Source organism: Massilia polaris, from assembly GCF_012927275.1.
In the GTDB taxonomy this organism is placed as follows: domain Bacteria; phylum Pseudomonadota; class Gammaproteobacteria; order Burkholderiales; family Burkholderiaceae_D; genus Telluria_A; species Telluria_A polaris.
The window spans coordinates 243,763-260,913 of sequence record NZ_JABBGG010000002.1 but is presented as its reverse complement, the minus strand read 5'-3'; the positions used below and the strand labels follow the sequence as shown (position 1 = coordinate 260,913).

Genomic DNA, 17,151 nt, shown 5'->3' with positions numbered 1-17,151 from the left:
ACGAGCAAATCATGAACAGAAAAATTCTTTACCTGATCGCATTCGCCATTGCGCTTGCGATGCCATTCTTCGCGTATCCGGTCTTCCTGATGAAGCTGCTGTGCTTCGGCCTGTTCGCCTGCGCGTTCAACCTCTTGATCGGCTACACCGGCTTGCTGTCGTTCGGCCACGCGGCATTCTTCGGCGGCGCCGGCTACATGGCCGGCTATGCGCTGCGCGACATGGGCTTGCCGGTTGAGCTGGCGATCCTGGCCGGCGTCGCTGGCGGGGCGCTGATCGGCCTCGTGATGGGCGCGCTGGCGATCCGCCGTTCCGGCATCTACTTCTCGATGATCACGCTGGCACTGGCGCAAATGGTCTCGTATGCAGCGCTTCGCGCCCCGTTCACGGGCGGCGAGGATGGCCTGCAGGGTGTACCGCGCGGCAAGCTGCTGGGCGTGATCGACCTGAGCAACGACGTGACCATGTACTACTTCGTGCTGGCGATTGCGATTGGCGGTTTCGCGCTGATCATGCGCACGGTTCACTCGCCGTTCGGACAGGTGCTCAAGGCCATCAAGGAAAACGAGCCGCGCGCCATTTCGCTGGGCTACGACGTCGACCGCTACAAGCTGATGGCCTTCGTGCTGTCGGCAGCGCTGGCAGGCCTCGCAGGAGCCACCAAAACGGTCGTGCTGGGCTTTGAAACGCTGACTGACGTCCACTGGACCATGTCGGGCATGGTGATCCTGATGACGCTGGTAGGCGGCATGGGAACCTTGGTCGGACCGATCCTTGGCGCATTCATCATCATCACGCTGGAGAACAAGCTGGGCGATGTGGGAACGTTCCTGGCGCAGGCGACCAATATCGAGTGGTTCGGTACGCTGGGCGAGTCGGTTGGCATGGTGACCGGTCTGATCTTTATTGCTTGCGTGTTGCTGTTCCGCCGCGGGATTGTTGGCGAGATTGGCGCGGCGATCGCCGCGGCAGGGCGTAAGCGACCTTCCTAAGCGGCAAGGAAAAGTAGGGCGGATAAGCGAAGCGCATCCGCCCTACGAGTTTCTAAAGGGCGGCTGCGTAGATCGCGTAAGCATCCGCCCGCGTCACATCCCTCGGATTATTCCCAAGCAGCCTTGTCTGCAACATCGCATCATCGGCCAGCCTGTCCAGGTCCGCTTCCGCTATACCCACCTGCCTCAACGCCGTCTCTATCCCGGTCATCCGCGCCACTTGCTGCATCGCAGCAATCAGCGCCTCCGCCCGCGCCTCTTCGCTCCCGCTGACATGCGGTGCCACGACCGACGCCAGTTCCGCGTAATGGCTCGTTGCTTCCGGCAAGTTGAACCTCAACACATGCGGCAGTACCAGCGAGTTGGACAAACCGTGCGGCACATGGAAGATTCCGCCGATAGGGTAGGCGAGTGCATGGACCGCGGCGACCGGGGCATTCGAAAATGCCTGGCCCGCGAAGCAAGCTCCAAGCAGCATCGCCTGTCGGGCGTGCAGGTTTCCACCGTTCTCACAGGCCGTCATTAAGTTGCCAGAAAGTAATGACAATGCCTGACGCGCCAGATTGTCCGACATCGGATTCTTTTTGTGGCGACTGGTGAACGCCTCGATCGCATGCACCATCGCATCGATGCCGGTTGCCGCTGTAACGAGCGGCGGCAGGCCCAGAGTCAACTCCGCGTCAAGGAGGGCGAGGTCGGCATATAGCTGCGGCGCGACCACACCCATTTTGGTCGTCTCCCCCGTCGTCACGATGGCGATGTTCGTGACTTCGGAGCCAGTGCCTGCGGTGGTCGGAACCTGTACCAGCGGAAGGCGCTCGCCCTTCACGTTCCCTATTCCGTAGATTTCTGAAATCGGCTGGTCGCTGCCCGCCAGGACGGCGATCAGTTTCGCGACGTCCATCGAGCTGCCGCCACCCAGGCCGATCACGATGTCCGTGTCGTGAGCGCGTGCAAAATTCACTGCGCTGACGACCACGCCTTCCGGTGGATCCGCCACCACGTCCGAAAAGACCTGGACGCTTATCCCCTGCTTTTCCAGGCTCGCGCGCGGCGCTTCCACCAACCCGGTCCGGAGGAAGCCCGGGTCGGTGACGATCAAGGCACGCCGGACGTCCGGGAAGCGTGCGGCAATGTGCTTGCCCAGCTCTCGGGCACTGCCTGGCTCGGACACGATATGAGGAACGGTAATGAAGGTGAAGGCTTTGAACTCGGTCATGAATTTCTGGCTCCGGTGCGTTGAATGTTCAGCTTACACGATGCTACCGTAAGAGGAAATCCTGCTGCCGGCAGTGCGAAACGTTCTTCCGTACAATATTGCTTTTGACGTGCTGGAGCGGTAATGATCGATGTGGTGATGCTGGGAAGCGCGGCCTTCCTTGCCGGCCTGGTGGATGCGGTGGTGGGCGGGGGCGGGTTGATCCAGCTGCCCGTCATGTTTTCCCTCTTTCCGAAAGAGGTTCCCGCGACCTTGCTTGGCACCAGTAAATTGGCCGGCATTTTTGGCACCGGCGCCGCCGCGGTCAATTACGCGAGGCGTGTCCGGGTCGCATGGAGCGCGGCGGCACCTGCAGCCATGGCAGCCTTCGCATTGTCGTTCGCAGGCGCCTATACCGTCACCAAGGTTCCAGCCGACTTTGTCCGCGCCCTGCTGCCAATCCTTCTTGTGGCGGTAGCCGTCTACACGTTCAGGAAGAAGGACTTCGGCAGCGTTCACGCACCCGTCCACAGCGGCAATGCCGAACGGATGTTCGCGGTGGCGATGGGGGCGGGGATCGGTTTCTATGACGGATTCTTTGGCCCCGGCACCGGTAGCTTCCTGATGTTCCTGTTTGTCCGCTTCTTCGGCTTCGACTTCCTGAGTGCGTCCGCTGCTGCCAAGGTAGTCAACGTCGCATGTAACTTGTCGGCATTGATGTGGTTCGGCTACAGCGGCCACCTGCTGTGGCAGCTCGGCCTGATGATGGCGGCTTGCCAGGTTGCAGGATCGCTGGTCGGAACCAAGCTCGCGATTAAGCACGGCAGTGCGTTCGTCCGGAGACTGTTCCTGGTTGTCGTGTCAGTTCTCATCCTCAAAACCGCTTACGATGCCTTCGTGAAGTGGTGACGTAGCTCATTGTTTCACGTGGAACATACCGCCGATGCGATCACTCGACTGTTCCACGTGAAACAATTTCCAACTCTTCCGTCGTAATTCGGCCCATTCCGAGTCTTCCATACGAAAAGACTCTATAATTTGGCCTCACTCCTCGCATTGCGCTTTCCATCATGCTATTTCCAACTGAATTCGACGTCATCGTCGTCGGCGGCGGCCATGCCGGTACCGAAGCCGCACTCGCTTCTGCCCGTATGGGCCAGAAGACCTTGCTGCTCACCCACAACATCGAGACGCTCGGTGCTATGTCTTGCAACCCGTCAATCGGCGGAATCGGCAAGGGCCACCTGGTCAAGGAAGTCGATGCGATGGGTGGTGCGATGGCAATTGCCACCGACGAAGCCGGCATCCAGTTCCGCATCCTGAACTCGTCGAAAGGTCCCGCTGTGCGCGCGACCCGCGCCCAGGCTGACCGCATCCTGTACAAGCAGGCGATCCGTTCACGCCTGGAAAACCAGCCGAACCTGTGGCTGTTCCAGCAGGCGGTGGACGACCTGATGGTGGAGGGCGACCGTGTCGTCGGCGCCGTCACGCAGATCGGCCTCAAGTTCCGTGCGGCTGCAGTCGTGCTGACCGCGGGTACTTTCCTCGATGGGAAGATCCACGTGGGCCTGCAAAGCTATTCAGCGGGCAGGGCAGGAGATCCGCCAGCGATGTCGCTGTCGGCCCGATTGAAGGAGCTGAAGCTGCCTCAGGGCCGCCTGAAGACCGGTACGCCGCCGCGCATCGATGGCCGCAGTATCGATTTTTCCGCGATGTCCGAGCAGCCGGGCGACCTCGATCCGGTGCCGGTGTTCTCGGTCATGGGCAACACCGCGATGCACCCGCGCCAGGTCCCGTGCTGGGTTACGCACACCAATGCGCGCACCCATGACATCATCCGCGCCGGTCTCGACCGCAGCCCGATGTACACCGGCGTCATCGAAGGCGTCGGCCCGCGCTACTGCCCGTCGATCGAAGACAAGATCCATCGCTTCTCGGCGAAGGAATCGCACCAGATTTTCCTCGAGCCGGAAGGCCTGACGACCAACGAGTTCTACCCGAACGGGATCTCGACCAGCCTGCCATTCGATGTGCAGCTGGAGCTGGTACGCTCGATGAAGGGCATGGAAAACGCCTTCATCCTGCGCCCGGGCTACGCCATCGAATACGATTATTTCGACCCGCGCGGGCTGAAAGCGTCGCTCGAAACCAAGGCCATCAAAGGCCTGTACTTCGCCGGCCAGATCAACGGCACCACCGGCTACGAAGAAGCGGCCGCGCAGGGCATGCTGGCAGGTATCAACGCCGCGCTGCAGAGCAAGGGCCGCGACGCATGGGTGCCGGGCCGTGCCGACGCCTACCTCGGCGTGCTGGTCGACGACCTGACCACCCAGGGCGTCGCCGAGCCGTACCGCATGTTCACCAGCCGTGCCGAGTACCGCCTGAGCCTGCGTGAGGACAATGCCGACATGCGCCTGACCGAAATCGGCCGCAAGCTGGGCTGCGTGGGCGATGCACAGTGGCAAGCATTCGAGACCAAGCGCGAGTCCGTCGCACGTGAACTCGAGCGCCTGCGCTCGACCTGGGTCAACCCGCGCATCCTCGCGGCTGCGGAATCCGAGCGCGTCATCGGCCAGGCCATCGAGCGCGAATACTCGCTGGCGGACCTGCTGCGCCGTCCGGGCGTGCAGTACGACACCCTGATGGGGATGGTCGGCGCGGAAGGGCAGGCATTGGCCGGACCGGGCGTCGAGGACCCGGCCGTGAAGGAGCAGATCGAGATCCAGTTGAAGTACGCCGGCTATATCGACCGCCAGGCCAAGGAAGTCGAACGCCACGAGCACTACGAAAACCTGAAGCTGCCGGAGACTTTCAATTATCTCGACGTGACCGCGCTGTCGATCGAAGTGCGCCAGAAGCTGGACAAGCAGCGTCCCGAAACTCTTGGCCAGGCATCAAGAATTTCCGGAGTGACACCTGCCGCTATCTCACTTTTGCTGGTACATTTGAAGAAGCGCGGAGCAAAAGGCTTTGCCTCGCTGAACGAGGAGCTCGCTTGATGAAATTCTTCGACCGCGCCGCAGTGGCGCAAGTATTGGCCGATGGCATCAAGGAACTCAAGCTTGACCTGAACGAGACACAGCACGAACAGTTGCTCGACTATCTTGCGCTGCTGTTCAAATGGAATTCGGTATACAACCTGACGTCGCTGCGCGACCCGATGCAGATGGTGACCTTACACCTGCTCGACTCGCTGACCGCCGTTCCTGCGTTCAGCGAAGCGCAGAACGTGCTGGACGTCGGGGCAGGGGGCGGATTGCCGGGCATCGTGCTGGCGATCGCTCGTCCAGGCATGAAAGTATCGCTGATCGACACGGTGCATAAGAAAACAGCGTTCCTGACCCAGGTAAAGGCGGAGCTCGGACTTGCCAACGTGACGGTCTACACGGCCAAGGTGCAGGAACTGCAGGTGAAACAGCTTTTTGACGTCATCACATCGCGGGCCTTTGCCGACCTGTCCGATTTCGTCAACTGGTCGGGGCATTTGCTGGCGCAGGGCGGGCAATTCATCGCGCTGAAAGGCGTGGCGCCGCCGGAGGAGCAGGAAAGGCTGCCGGCAGAGTGGAAAACGACAGGGCTGCAGGCCTTGAAGGTACCGGGGCTGGACGCGGAGCGGCACCTCGTTTTCATCAAGCGATCCGAGTAAACCATATAAACGGTATAAATAGTTTATACCCGATATACTGAATAAATCGTATCAACGGTTTAGATAGTATAAACGGTATAAATCGTTATTGTTGCGTCTACGATAAGAACATACATGGCAAAGATATTCTGCGTTGCAAACCAAAAGGGCGGGGTAGGCAAGACCACGACCAGCGTGAACCTGGCTGCGGGACTGGCCAAGCTTGACCAGCGCGTGCTGCTGGTCGACCTTGACCCTCAAGGCAACGCGACAATGGGCGCCGGCATCAACAAGGCCGGCCTCAAATCATCGATCTACGAAGTGCTGCTCGGCGAGGCCGACGTCAACACCGCGCGCATGCGTTCGGAGGCGGGCCGTTTCGATGTGCTGCCGTCCAACCGCGAGCTGGCCGGCGCCGAGGTCGAAATGGTCCAGCTGGAGCAGCGCGAGCGCCGCCTGAAGGATGCGCTGGCGGCCGTCGACAGCGAATACGACTTCGTGCTGATCGACTGCCCGCCCGCCCTGTCGATGCTGACCCTGAACGGCCTGTGCGCCGCGCACGGCGTGATCATCCCGATGCAGTGCGAGTACTACGCACTGGAAGGCCTGTCCGACCTGGTCAACACGATCAAGAAGGTGCACGCCAACTTGAACACCGACCTGAAGATCATCGGCCTGCTGCGCGTGATGTTCGATCCGCGCATGACGCTGTCGCAGCAGGTCTCGGCGCAGCTCGAGGAACACTTCGGCGACAAGGTATTCAAGACCATCATCCCGCGCAATGTGCGGCTCGCCGAGGCGCCGTCGTACGGCATCCCTGGCGTAGTGTTTGACCCCGCCTCGAAAGGCGCGCAGGCGTACATCGCTTTCGGCGCCGAGATGGTCAAACGTATCAAGACAATGTAATCAGAGAGAGTAACAACGCATGGCTACCAAAAAACTCAAAGGCCTCGGCCGCGGCCTCGACGCACTGCTTGGCGGCGCTGACGGCAATGGCAACGGCGCCTCCGCCGAACAGGGCCAGCCATCCGTGCTGGCGCTGAGCCAGATGCAGGCCGGTAAATATCAGCCGCGCACCCGCATGGACGAAGGCGCGCTGGCCGAACTGGCCGCGTCGATCAAGACCCAGGGCATCATGCAGCCGGTGCTGGTGCGTCCGGTAGGGCAGGACAGCGTCACCGGCGCGGTGAAGTACGAGATCATCGCCGGCGAGCGCCGTTTCCGCGCGGCGCAGCTGGCAGGGCTGGAAGAAGTGCCGGTGCTGGTGCGCGACGTCGACGACCAGGCCGCGGCCGCGATGGCGCTGATCGAGAACATCCAGCGCGAAGACCTGAACCCGCTGGAAGAAGCCCAGGGCATTCATCGCCTGATCTCCGATTTCGCCTTCACGCATGAGCAGGCGGCCAACGCGGTCGGCCGCTCGCGCAGCGCGGTGTCGAACCTGCTGCGCCTGATGAACCTGGCCGGCCCGGTGCAGACCATGCTGATGGCGGGCGATATCGACATGGGCCATGCGCGCGCGCTGCTGGCGGTCGACGCGGCCAGCCAGATCAACCTGGCCAACCAGGTAATCGCCAAGCGCCTGTCGGTACGCGAGACCGAGAAGCTGGTCACCCGCACGATGGAAGAACAGTCGGCGCCGCCGGCGGAAGCGCGCCAGAAGGAAAAGTCGGGCGACATCGTCCGCCTCGAAGAAGAGCTGTCGGACAAGCTGGCCACCCCGGTCGTCTTCAAGATGGGCGCCAAGGGCAAAGGCCAGATGATCATCGACTTTGCCGATCTGGATATCCTCGACGGCGTGCTGGCGCGCCTGCGCGCCTGATTCCAGCCCGCTCCCGCCCGCGCGGGAGCGGGGCTGCGCACGGGTGACGTTTCAGGTGTGAATGCGCGTCTAAGCCCGTGATTTACCGTGGTTTTTCAACAATTGTCCCCATATTGATGACCCGCTGTATTTGACTCAGTTCATCATCAACCGCTATAATCCCGCTGATTCACGTAATCCTAGACCCGAAACACGGCATTTCACAAACGGCTGGCGCGAAGAAGAAAAAATGTTGCGCTTAGTCTCCCTGCAATTGATGGTAACGGTAGTCGCTGGCGCTTTCGCCGCACTGCTCGGGGGAATGCCTGCGATGTTTTCGGCTGTGCTGGGCGGATTATGTTGTGTCGTGCCCAATGGATTGATGGCGTTTCGCCTGTACGTCAATTCGAAAACGCCAGGCGGGGTCAACCCGTTCTCGTTTTTTATCTGGGAATTTATAAAGATTGCATTAACGCTGGCGCTCCTTGCGGCGACCGCGTTGCTCTACCGCGATCTGAACTGGCTGGCCATGTTGGCCGGGTTCATCGTGGCGCTGAAAAGTTACATAATCTTATTATTTAGGCACTGACATGAGCACACCAGTTGAAGGCGCGGCGGCAGCACATGCACCGACTGCATCAGAATACATCAGCCACCACCTTGGCCACCTTTCGAACAAGCATCAGACCTTCGTCGTCGACTTCACCGTCTTCAACATCGATACCATTTTCTGGTCGATCTTCGCCGGCGTGGTCGGTTCGCTGATCATGTGGTCGGCCGCGCGCCGCGCCACTTCCGGCGTGCCGGGCCGCTTCCAGGCTGCCGTCGAACTGCTGGTCGAAATGGTTGAAAACCAGTCGAAAGCCATCGTGCACGGCGACCGCAGCTTCATCGCGCCGCTGGCACTGACCGTGTTCGTCTGGGTCGCCCTGATGAACTCGCTGGACTTCCTGCCAGTCGACATGTTCTCGTCCTTCTTCGCACTGATGGGTTGGGATAGCGTCATCGCCTACCACCGCGTCGTGCCTACCGCCGACCTGAACGGTACCCTCGGTATCTCGCTGGGCGTGTTCGTCCTGATGATCTACTACGGCATCAAGATCAAAGGCTTCGGCGGCTGGGTCAAGGAACTGCTGACCGCGCCGTTCGGCATCTGGATGGCGCCGTTCAACCTGCTCCTGAACATCATCGAATATGCAGCAAAAATGGTGTCGCTCGGTATGCGACTCTTCGGCAACATGTACGCCGGCGAACTGCTGTTCCTGTTGATTGCACTGCTCGGTTCCATGGCGACCACGTTCGGCTTCCTCGGCCATGTGGTGGCAGGTTCGATTTGGGCGATCTTCCACATCCTGATCGTGTTCCTGCAGGCATTCATTTTCATGATGCTGACGCTGGTCTACATCGGTCAGGCTCATGAAGGCCACTGATCGACGCTGCAAAAGAATCGAAAGATAGTGGTTGTAACGAAGTTGTAGTTTTTTAATCAAAATTTTTAATTTAACCTTTGGAGTACTTTCATGACTGATACCTCTTTTGTTGCTTTGGCTTGCGGTTTGATCATTGGCCTGGGTGCTATCGGCGCCTGTATCGGTATCGCTATCATGGGCGGCAAATACCTGGAAGCGTCGGCTCGCCAGCCTGAACTGATGAACACCCTGCAGACCAAGATGTTCCTGCTGGCTGGTCTGATCGATGCGGCATTCCTGATCGGTGTTGGTATCGCAATGCTGTTCGCATTCGCAAGCCCGTTCAAAGCAATGGTCGTTGGCGCCTAAGTCCGCGCACCGTTTTGCCTGAATAGCCGAACCATCGCGGTTCGGCATCCGTTTTTGTGAGAAGGAAAATACCGTGAACTTAAACGCAACCTTGTTTGCCCAGTTCGTGGTCTTCTTCATCCTGGCGGGCTTCACGATGAAATTCGTGTGGCCTCCACTGATGAAAGCGCTCGACGAGCGTGCAGAGAAGATCGCGAGTGGCCTGGCCGCAGCAGACCGTGGCAAGGCAGAAATGGCTGCAGCCGAGAAGCGCGCACAAGCCGAACTGGCGACCGCACGCGACGAAGGCCAGAAGCGCATTGGCGACGCTGAAAAGCGCGCCGCTGCGATCATCGACGAAGCCAAGAAAACCGCATCGGAAGAAGCTGCCCGCATCGTGGCCAGCGCCAAAGCCGAAGCAGAGCAGCAGGTAGTACGTGCACGCGAAGAACTGCGCGGCCAGGTCGCGACCCTCGCGGTCCGTGGCGCCGAACAGATCCTCAAGCGCGAAGTGAACGCAGCGGCCCACGCCGACCTGCTGTCGCAACTGTCTGTCGAGCTGTAATCATGGCTGAACTCGCAACCGTCGCCCGTCCCTACGCCGAAGCGCTGTTCCGTGTTGCCAAACAAGGCAACATGGCGGCCTGGTCCGAACTTGTGTCCGAACTGGCGCAAGTTGGCGCCAACCCTGATGTGCAGGCGTTTGCGGCTAACCCGAACGTCACCGACACCGTCATGGCCGCTACCCTGGCCTCGCTGGTCAAGTCGCCAGTGACGCCTGAAGCGACCAATTTCATCCAGATGCTGGTTGAAAACGGCCGCGTCTCGCTGCTGCCGGAAATCGGCGAGCAGTTCCAGGTACTGAAAAATGCCGACGCCGGCGCCGCTGACGCTGAGATCACCAGCGCATTCGAGATCTCGGATGCCCAGGTAACCCAGCTGGTCGCTCTGTTGGAAAAGAAATTCGGCCGCAAGCTCAACCCAACGGTCAACGTGGATCCAGCACTGATCGGTGGCGTGCGCGTGGTCGTAGGCGATGAAGTGCTCGACACCTCGGTGCGCGCCAAGCTGCAACAGATGCACGTTGCGCTGGCTGCCTGACCGACATTCGCACTCGCCCACGGCAACGCCCTTGCCCTACGCATCAAGAAACTATTAGGAGTTAGCATTATGCAACTTAATTCATCTGAAATCAGCGAACTGATCAAGAGCCGCATCCAGGGCCTCGAAGGTTCCGCTGAAGTTCGCAACCAAGGCACGGTTATCTCCGTCGCTGACGGTATCTGCCGCATCCATGGTCTGTCGGACGTGATGCAGGGCGAGATGCTGGAATTCCCAGGCAACACCTTCGGCCTGGCGATGAACCTCGAGCGCGACTCGGTCGGCTCCGTCATCCTGGGTGCTTACGAGCACATCTCGGAAGGCGACGTCGTCAAGACCACCGGCCGCATCCTGGAAGTACCTATCGGTCCTGAACTGCGTGGCCGCGTGGTCAATGCACTGGGCCAGCCGATCGACGGCAAGGGTCCGATCAACACCACCCTGACCGCACCGATCGAAAAGATCGCTCCGGGCGTGATCGCCCGTGAATCCGTGTCGCAGCCAATGCAGACCGGCCTCAAGTCGATCGACGCGATGGTACCGATCGGCCGTGGCCAGCGCGAGCTGATCATTGGCGACCGCCAGACCGGCAAGTCGGCTGTGGCAGTTGACGCGATCATCAACCAGAAGGGTCAGAACATGACCTGCGTGTACGTTGCGATCGGCCAGAAAGCATCGACCATCAAGAACATCGTGCGTTCCCTGGAACAGCACGGCGCGATGGAGTACACCATTGTTGTCGCAGCGTCGGCGTCGGAATCGGCAGCGATGCAATACATCTCGGCCTACTCGGGCTGCGCGATGGGCGAATACTTCCGCGACCGCGGCGAAGACGCACTGATCGTCTACGATGACCTGTCGAAGCAAGCTGTCGCTTATCGTCAAATTTCGCTGCTGCTGCGCCGCCCGCCGGGCCGCGAAGCTTATCCAGGCGACGTGTTCTACCTGCACAGCCGCCTGCTCGAGCGCGCAGCACGCGTGAACGCCGACTACGTGTCGAAGTTCACCAACGGCGCAGTCACCGGCAAGACCGGCTCGCTGACCGCACTGCCGATCATTGAAACCCAGGCAGGCGACGTTTCGGCGTTCGTTCCTACCAACGTGATTTCGATTACCGACGGCCAGATCTTCCTGGAAACCTCGCTGTTCAACGCCGGTATCCGTCCTGCGATTAACGCAGGTATCTCGGTATCGCGCGTCGGTGGCGCCGCCCAGACCAAGGTCATCAAAAACCTGTCCGGCGGTATCCGTACCGACCTGGCGCAGTACCGTGAACTGGCTGCGTTCGCGCAGTTCGCTTCCGACCTGGACGAGTCGACCCGCAAGCAGCTGGACCGCGGCGCCCGCGTGATGGAACTGCTGAAGCAGGCTCAGTACTCGCCGCTGCCGATTTCGCTGATGGCCGTGTCGCTGTTCGCAGTGAACAAGGGCTACCTCGACGACGTCGACGTCAAGAAAGTGCTGCCATTCGAAGCAGGCCTGCATGGCTACATGAAGACCAAGCAAGCTGCGCTCCTGAGCAAAATTGAAGAGACCAAGCAACTGGACAAAGATGGCGAAGCTGCCATGGCTGCCGCAATTGCCGACTTCAAGAAATCCGGCGCATTTTAATGGCGGTTCGGCGCCGCAAGTGACCGCGGCGCCAAATGCATAAGGAGTAAGGACTCATGGCAGTAGGCAAAGAGATACGTGGCAAGATCAAGAGCGTAGAGAATACGAAGAAGATCACCAAGGCGATGGAAATGGTCGCCGCATCCAAAATGCGCAAGGCGCAGGACCGGATGCGTGCAGCCCGTCCCTACAGTGACAAGATTCGTAACATCACCTCCAACCTTGCTACTGCTAATCCAGAGTACACGCACCCGTTCATGGCGCAAGCCAGGGGCGTGCGCGCGAAGGCAGTTGGCTTCATCGTCGTCACGACCGACAAGGGTCTGTGCGGCGGCATGAACACCAACGTGCTGCGCCTGGTGACGCAAAAGATGCGCGAGCTGGAAACGGCTGGCAACAAGATTGAAGTTGTTGCGATTGGCAACAAGGGTTTGGGGTTCATGAACCGGGTGGGTGTCAAGGTGGTATCGCACGCGATCCAGATCGGCGACACCGCGCACCTCGACAAGCTGATCGGGCCTGTAAAAGTCATGCTCGACCGCTACGAGGCAGGTGAGCTCGACGCGGTGTACGTTTGCTATACCAAGTTCGTCAACACGATGAAGCAAGAGGCGATGGTCGAGCAACTGCTCCCGCTGTCGTCCGCGCAGCTGCAGGCTGACAAGGATAGTCTCTCCTGGGACTATATCTACGAGCCGGAAGCGCAGACCGTGATCGATGAACTGCTGGTGCGTTACGTGGAAGCGCTGGTTTACCAGGCGGTCGCAGAAAACCTGGCGTCCGAGCAATCGGCGCGCATGGTGGCGATGAAGTCGGCAAGCGACAACGCCGGCAACGTCATTGGCGAACTGAAGCTGATCTACAACAAGACCCGCCAGGCTGCGATTACCAAAGAACTCTCCGAGATCGTCGCCGGTGCGGCAGCGGTCTAAACCCAGTTTTATATAAATATTGAAGGAACGAACATGGCTGATGGCAAAATCGTTCAGTGTATCGGCGCAGTTGTTGACGTTGAGTTTCCGCGCAACGCAATGCCGAAGGTTTTCGACGCACTGAAAATGGCAGGCTCCGAACTGACCCTGGAAGTACAGCAGCAGCTGGGTGACGGCATCGTCCGTACCATTGCGCTGGGCTCGTCCGACGGTCTGCGTCGCGGCATGATGATCCAGAACACCGGTGGACCGATCATGGTTCCAGTTGGCAAAGCCACGCTGGGCCGCATCATGGACGTGCTGGGTAACCCGATCGACGAATGCGGTCCTGTCTCGCACGCGCAGACGGCATCGATCCACCGCGTGGCTCCTGCGTACGACGAACTGTCGCCATCGCAAGACCTGCTGGAAACCGGCATCAAGGTGATCGACCTGGTCTGCCCGTTCGCCAAGGGTGGTAAGGTCGGTCTGTTCGGCGGTGCAGGTGTAGGCAAGACCGTCAACATGATGGAACTGATCAACAACATCGCCAAGGCACACTCGGGCCTGTCCGTGTTCGCCGGCGTCGGTGAGCGTACCCGTGAAGGTAACGACTTCTACCACGAGATGGCTGATGCCAAGGTTGTTGACCTGGAAAACCCAGAGAACTCCAAGGTAGCGATGGTTTACGGCCAGATGAACGAGCCGCCAGGTAACCGTCTGCGCGTCGCGCTGACCGGCCTGACGATCGCTGAATCGTTCCGTGACGAAGGCAAAGACGTTCTGTTCTTCGTGGACAACATCTACCGCTTCACGCTGGCAGGTACCGAAGTATCCGCACTGCTGGGCCGTATGCCTTCCGCAGTGGGTTACCAGCCTACCCTGGCCGAAGAAATGGGCCGCCTGCAAGAGCGTATCACGTCGACCAAGACCGGTTCGATCACCTCGATCCAGGCCGTCTACGTTCCAGCGGATGACTTGACCGACCCGTCGCCGGCTACCACCTTCGCCCACCTGGACTCGACCGTCGTGCTGTCGCGTGACATCGCATCGCTGGGTATCTACCCTGCGGTCGACCCGCTCGACTCGACCTCGCGCCAGCTGGACCCGCTGGTCGTTGGCCAGGAGCACTACGACACCGCGCGCGCTGTCCAGGGCACCCTGCAGCGCTACAAGGAACTGCGTGACATTATCGCGATTCTGGGCATGGACGAACTGGCGCCGGAAGACAAGCTGCTGGTGGCGCGTGCACGTAAGATGCAGCGTTTCCTGTCGCAGCCGTTCCACGTCGCTGAAGTCTTCACCGGTTCCCCAGGCAAGTACGTTTCGCTGAAGGACACCATCAAGGGCTTCAAGATGATTGCATCGGGCGAGCTGGACCACCTGCCGGAACAAGCGTTCTACATGGTTGGCACGATCGACGAAGCAATCGAAAAAGCCAAGAAGCTCGGCTAAGACTGGCACAAGCGCCGCGCTGGAGACAGCGCGGCGTCTTAACCCGATAGGACACACATGGCAAACACAATTCACGTTGACGTGGTATCGGCCGAAAAGAGCATCTTTTCGGGCGAAGCCGAGTTCGTCGCGTTGCCGGGTGAAGCAGGTGAGCTGGGTATCTACCCGAAGCACACCCCGCTGATCACGCGCATTCGGCCGGGTGCTGTACGGATCAAGGTGCCTGGCCAGGCGGAAGAAGAGTTCGTCTTCGTCGCCGGCGGCATTTTGGAAGTGCAGCCGAACGCAGTGACGGTCCTGGCCGACACCGCGATCCGCGGCGGCGACCTGGACGAAGCGAAAGCACTGGAAGCGAAAAGACAAGCGGAAGAACTGATGGTCAACCGCGAATCCGAAATCGACTACGCCAAGGCGCAATCCGAACTGGCGACGGCGATCGCCCAGCTGGCTGCAATCGCCAGGCTGCGCCAAAAGCGCTAAGCAGTAACAGCAGGAAATTCGAAAGGCAGCCGCGGCTGCCTTTTTTTATCGTTGAGCGTTTTTCGTGCGGCAGGTATTTTCAGCGCAGCGGCTCGGTCAGCCGTGCGCGTTTCTCGTCACCGGACATCACGGCGTCGAGCAAGTCGTCGATCTGCTGGTTGATGCCGCCCAGTTCGTCATGCAGCTTCTTGCGGCGGCAGCGTATCGCATGGATATCGGCACTGCTGTTCTCCTGCTCCGCGCGGATATACAGCGACACGCTGAGCGAATACCCGTGCTCGACAATCTCATCGATGGCGGCCAGTGCCGAGACGCCGGGTTCGCTCTTGCGGGCCGCGCAGGCATGGGCGATCCAGTCGATGGCCTGCGCTGAAAATGTATTCTTGCCGCCCGCGCCGGTTGCGAACCCGCGCGCATCGATGAACAGGACATTGCGCGTGCTGCGCTTGCGCCGCATGACCAGCATAGCTCCCCCGACTGGCGTGCCGTGGAACATTTTCTCGGGCAGCGCGATCACCGCGTCGACCAGGTCGTCCTTGACCAGCCGCATGCGGATACGGCCTTCCTGGGCCCCGCGCGACAGGACGCCGCTGGAAACGATCGCCACCATGCGTCCGGAATCGTCCTTCATTGACGCGACCATGTGCAGCAGGTAGGCGTAGTCGCCGTTATTTTTCGGCGGCATGCCGCGGCGGAAGCGTTCGTGCCGTTCCGGCGGCGGATTCTCGGCGCGCCATTCCTTCGCGCCCCAGGGCGGATGGGCGATCACCACATCGAACTTGCGCTGGCCATCGTCCGACTCGAGCACGTTTTCGGGCTGGAGGGAATCGGACATGCCGATATGTTCCGACGAAAAACCATGGTAGAGCGCGCTGACTTTCGCCAGCGTCCACGCGGTGGCGTGGGGCTCGGCGCCGAACAGCCTGACTTGCTTCGGGCTGCATTTCAGCGTTCCCTCGCAATGGATCAGCATCTGCCCGGTGCCGCAGGCCGGGTCGTACACGGACTCGCCTGCCTGTGGCTGCGCCAGCCTGGCGGCCAGCTCGCACAACGAGGCCGGTGTATTGAACTCGGGCGCCGAAAAGCCCGTCACGAGGCAGCTGCGCGCAATCGCCAGCGCTTCCTTCATCAGGTCGAAGCTGCACTGGTAGCGGTCCTTAAACCACAGGATTTCCACCGCGCGCATCAGCAGGCTGCGGCCGTCGTCGTCGGACTTGAAGCGTGGCGACGTGAAGTCGAGGCCGCTGAACAAGCCGTTCAGTTCGGTAGGGTTGGCGTCTTCGAGCTGCTTGAACATCGCTTCGAACCAGTGGCCGAGCTGGTCTTCGTGCAAGGTCAGCGGCACGTGGTATTCGAGGCAGCCAGGCAGCTCGAGGTGGCAGGGGAGCGGGAGGGAATCGCGGCGGGCGTCGGCCAGCCAGCGCAGGGTGACAAGGGCGATCAGGAAGTGAACAGACGGGGCAGGCGGGAACGCATGGCGGAGCAGGGCAAGGATTTCGGTGACCCCCGCTCGCGCCTCTTTCTTGGAAGTTTTAGCCATGCGAGCCTCGTTGTTCGAGCAGCGCCTCGCACGCATGCTCGATCTCGGCATGGTCGAGTTGTTCAAGCTCCAGCCGCAGGCGCGAACGTTGATCGGCGAGCGACTGGAGGTCGGCGATTGCCTGCTGGTCTTTCAGTGGCGGCACGGCCACCTCGATCCGCAGCAGGCTGGACTTGTTGAGGGCCTGGATCGCGGACCCGGCCAGCAGCTGGGTGATGCCGGCCTGCACGTCGGGCCGGTTCAGGTACCAGCACAGGTAGTTGGCGCGCACATCCTTGCGCGCGCGGATCACGAATATTTGCCCGGCCGTGAAGACCGGCAGCGGCGCCCCGCGGAACAGCCGGGCGGGATAGGAAGAACCGCGTCCCGGCAGCAGGATGTCGCCTTCTAGCAGGCGGTCGGCCAGCTGGCCGTCGTCGGCGTCGACCGTTGGCAGCGACGCATAATCGGCCGGCCAGCGCGACACGATGTCGCGGATGGCAAGCACGCAGGCGTTGCCGTCCGCGCCGTCGGACGGGACCCGGTCGCGGAAGGTCATCAGGGTTCGAACGGATGCAATGTGATCGAGTTTCACGTTGATGGCTTTTGCATCTGCCTCCGCTAGGAGACCCGGCGAAGGCGCGGTGGCTGCTGCTCAGGACGATTTCGACCGTCGGCTCATAAGACTCGCTATTCCAAGG

Annotated in this window: 18 protein-coding genes; 15 read left to right on the top strand and 3 right to left on the bottom strand. The window is 60.6% G+C overall.

The window, feature by feature from the left end:
• Window positions 1-11: 11 nt before the first annotated feature.
• Window positions 12-992 (top strand): branched-chain amino acid ABC transporter permease, encoded by a 981-nt coding sequence (locus tag HHL21_RS05025; protein WP_169464156.1) that lies wholly within the window; start codon window positions 12-14, stop codon window positions 990-992.
• Between the two features lie 52 nt (window positions 993-1,044).
• Here HHL21_RS05025 and HHL21_RS05020 read toward each other — a convergent pair whose 3' ends face one another.
• Complete coding sequence (locus HHL21_RS05020; RefSeq protein ID WP_169464155.1) at window positions 1,045-2,211, bottom strand: iron-containing alcohol dehydrogenase; 1,167 nt, start codon at window positions 2,209-2,211, stop codon at window positions 1,045-1,047.
• A 123-nt stretch (window positions 2,212-2,334) separates the two neighbouring features.
• Here HHL21_RS05020 and HHL21_RS05015 point away from each other — a divergent pair, with 123 nt between their 5' ends.
• The 14 genes from HHL21_RS05015 (at window position 2,335) to HHL21_RS04950 (ending at window position 14,931) form a co-directional block, all read left to right on the top strand.
• Window positions 2,335-3,099: a sulfite exporter TauE/SafE family protein gene (locus tag HHL21_RS05015; RefSeq protein ID WP_169464154.1), complete on the top strand. Its 765-nt coding sequence runs from the start codon at window positions 2,335-2,337 to the stop codon at window positions 3,097-3,099.
• Window positions 3,100-3,260: 161 nt separating this feature from the next.
• Window positions 3,261-5,189 carry a tRNA uridine-5-carboxymethylaminomethyl(34) synthesis enzyme MnmG gene (gene mnmG / locus HHL21_RS05010; protein ID WP_169464153.1) on the top strand — a complete coding sequence of 643 codons (1,929 nt, stop codon included), beginning with the start codon at window positions 3,261-3,263 and terminating at the stop codon, window positions 5,187-5,189.
• On the top strand, window positions 5,189-5,836 hold the full coding sequence (gene rsmG / locus HHL21_RS05005; protein WP_169464152.1) for a 16S rRNA (guanine(527)-N(7))-methyltransferase RsmG: 648 nt from the start codon (window positions 5,189-5,191) through the stop codon (window positions 5,834-5,836). The genes mnmG and rsmG overlap by 1 nt, the downstream gene beginning before the upstream one ends.
• Window positions 5,837-5,950: 114 nt before the next feature.
• On the top strand, window positions 5,951-6,721 hold the full coding sequence (locus tag HHL21_RS05000; RefSeq protein WP_169464151.1) for a ParA family protein: 771 nt from the start codon (window positions 5,951-5,953) through the stop codon (window positions 6,719-6,721).
• Between the two features lie 19 nt (window positions 6,722-6,740).
• Window positions 6,741-7,637: a ParB/RepB/Spo0J family partition protein gene (locus tag HHL21_RS04995; protein WP_169464150.1), complete on the top strand. Its 897-nt coding sequence runs from the start codon at window positions 6,741-6,743 to the stop codon at window positions 7,635-7,637.
• A gap of 130 nt (window positions 7,638-7,767) precedes the next feature.
• A complete protein-coding gene (locus HHL21_RS04990; RefSeq protein ID WP_370659666.1) occupies window positions 7,768-8,205 on the top strand; it encodes an ATP synthase subunit I in 438 nt (145 codons plus the stop codon).
• A gap of 1 nt (window position 8,206) precedes the next feature.
• On the top strand, window positions 8,207-9,046 hold the full coding sequence (gene atpB, locus HHL21_RS04985; protein ID WP_169464149.1) for a F0F1 ATP synthase subunit A: 840 nt from the start codon (window positions 8,207-8,209) through the stop codon (window positions 9,044-9,046).
• A gap of 90 nt (window positions 9,047-9,136) precedes the next feature.
• Window positions 9,137-9,394 (top strand): F0F1 ATP synthase subunit C, encoded by a 258-nt coding sequence (gene atpE, locus HHL21_RS04980; RefSeq protein ID WP_169464148.1) that lies wholly within the window; start codon window positions 9,137-9,139, stop codon window positions 9,392-9,394.
• Window positions 9,395-9,467: 73 nt separating this feature from the next.
• A complete protein-coding gene (locus HHL21_RS04975; protein WP_131429850.1) occupies window positions 9,468-9,938 on the top strand; it encodes a F0F1 ATP synthase subunit B in 471 nt (156 codons plus the stop codon).
• Between the two features lie 2 nt (window positions 9,939-9,940).
• Complete coding sequence (locus HHL21_RS04970) at window positions 9,941-10,474, top strand: F0F1 ATP synthase subunit delta (protein ID WP_169464147.1); 534 nt, start codon at window positions 9,941-9,943, stop codon at window positions 10,472-10,474.
• A gap of 69 nt (window positions 10,475-10,543) precedes the next feature.
• Entirely contained in the window at window positions 10,544-12,085 is a 1,542-nt protein-coding gene (gene atpA / locus HHL21_RS04965) for a F0F1 ATP synthase subunit alpha (RefSeq protein ID WP_169464146.1), read from the top strand.
• A 56-nt stretch (window positions 12,086-12,141) separates the two neighbouring features.
• Window positions 12,142-13,017, top strand: a complete 876-nt coding sequence (gene atpG / locus HHL21_RS04960; protein ID WP_169464145.1) for a F0F1 ATP synthase subunit gamma — start codon at window positions 12,142-12,144, stop codon at window positions 13,015-13,017.
• A gap of 33 nt (window positions 13,018-13,050) precedes the next feature.
• A complete protein-coding gene (atpD, locus tag HHL21_RS04955; RefSeq protein ID WP_169464144.1) occupies window positions 13,051-14,451 on the top strand; it encodes a F0F1 ATP synthase subunit beta in 1,401 nt (466 codons plus the stop codon).
• Between the two features lie 57 nt (window positions 14,452-14,508).
• Window positions 14,509-14,931 (top strand): F0F1 ATP synthase subunit epsilon, encoded by a 423-nt coding sequence (locus tag HHL21_RS04950; RefSeq protein ID WP_169464143.1) that lies wholly within the window; start codon window positions 14,509-14,511, stop codon window positions 14,929-14,931.
• Window positions 14,932-15,010: 79 nt separating this feature from the next.
• On the opposite strand, the gene HHL21_RS04945 is transcribed toward HHL21_RS04950, so the two are convergent.
• Entirely contained in the window at window positions 15,011-16,471 is a 1,461-nt protein-coding gene (locus tag HHL21_RS04945) for an N-6 DNA methylase (protein ID WP_169464142.1), read from the bottom strand.
• Window positions 16,464-17,009: a restriction endonuclease subunit S gene (locus HHL21_RS04940; RefSeq protein ID WP_169464141.1), complete on the bottom strand. Its 546-nt coding sequence runs from the start codon at window positions 17,007-17,009 to the stop codon at window positions 16,464-16,466. The genes HHL21_RS04945 and HHL21_RS04940 overlap by 8 nt, the downstream gene beginning before the upstream one ends.
• Window positions 17,010-17,151: the final 142 nt, after the last annotated feature.

What these genes read in the sequence shown, in the direction of transcription:
- atpG (WP_169464145.1), top strand. Translation starts at nt 12,142, where the DNA reads ATGGCAGTAGGCAAAGAGATACGTGGCAAGATCAAGAGCGTAGAGAAT.
- HHL21_RS05025 (WP_169464156.1), top strand. Translation starts at nt 12, where the DNA reads ATGAACAGAAAAATTCTTTACCTGATCGCATTCGCCATTGCGCTTGCG.
- HHL21_RS04940 (WP_169464141.1), bottom strand. Translation starts at nt 17,009, where the DNA reads ATGACCTTCCGCGACCGGGTCCCGTCCGACGGCGCGGACGGCAACGCC.
- HHL21_RS05000 (WP_169464151.1), top strand. Translation starts at nt 5,951, where the DNA reads ATGGCAAAGATATTCTGCGTTGCAAACCAAAAGGGCGGGGTAGGCAAG.
- atpE (WP_169464148.1), top strand. Translation starts at nt 9,137, where the DNA reads ATGACTGATACCTCTTTTGTTGCTTTGGCTTGCGGTTTGATCATTGGC.
- HHL21_RS04970 (WP_169464147.1), top strand. Translation starts at nt 9,941, where the DNA reads ATGGCTGAACTCGCAACCGTCGCCCGTCCCTACGCCGAAGCGCTGTTC.
- atpA (WP_169464146.1), top strand. Translation starts at nt 10,544, where the DNA reads ATGCAACTTAATTCATCTGAAATCAGCGAACTGATCAAGAGCCGCATC.
- HHL21_RS04995 (WP_169464150.1), top strand. Translation starts at nt 6,741, where the DNA reads ATGGCTACCAAAAAACTCAAAGGCCTCGGCCGCGGCCTCGACGCACTG.
- HHL21_RS04950 (WP_169464143.1), top strand. Translation starts at nt 14,509, where the DNA reads ATGGCAAACACAATTCACGTTGACGTGGTATCGGCCGAAAAGAGCATC.
- mnmG (WP_169464153.1), top strand. Translation starts at nt 3,261, where the DNA reads ATGCTATTTCCAACTGAATTCGACGTCATCGTCGTCGGCGGCGGCCAT.
- HHL21_RS04945 (WP_169464142.1), bottom strand. Translation starts at nt 16,471, where the DNA reads ATGGCTAAAACTTCCAAGAAAGAGGCGCGAGCGGGGGTCACCGAAATC.
- HHL21_RS05015 (WP_169464154.1), top strand. Translation starts at nt 2,335, where the DNA reads ATGATCGATGTGGTGATGCTGGGAAGCGCGGCCTTCCTTGCCGGCCTG.
- atpD (WP_169464144.1), top strand. Translation starts at nt 13,051, where the DNA reads ATGGCTGATGGCAAAATCGTTCAGTGTATCGGCGCAGTTGTTGACGTT.
- HHL21_RS05020 (WP_169464155.1), bottom strand. Translation starts at nt 2,211, where the DNA reads ATGACCGAGTTCAAAGCCTTCACCTTCATTACCGTTCCTCATATCGTG.
- atpB (WP_169464149.1), top strand. Translation starts at nt 8,207, where the DNA reads ATGAGCACACCAGTTGAAGGCGCGGCGGCAGCACATGCACCGACTGCA.
- rsmG (WP_169464152.1), top strand. Translation starts at nt 5,189, where the DNA reads ATGAAATTCTTCGACCGCGCCGCAGTGGCGCAAGTATTGGCCGATGGC.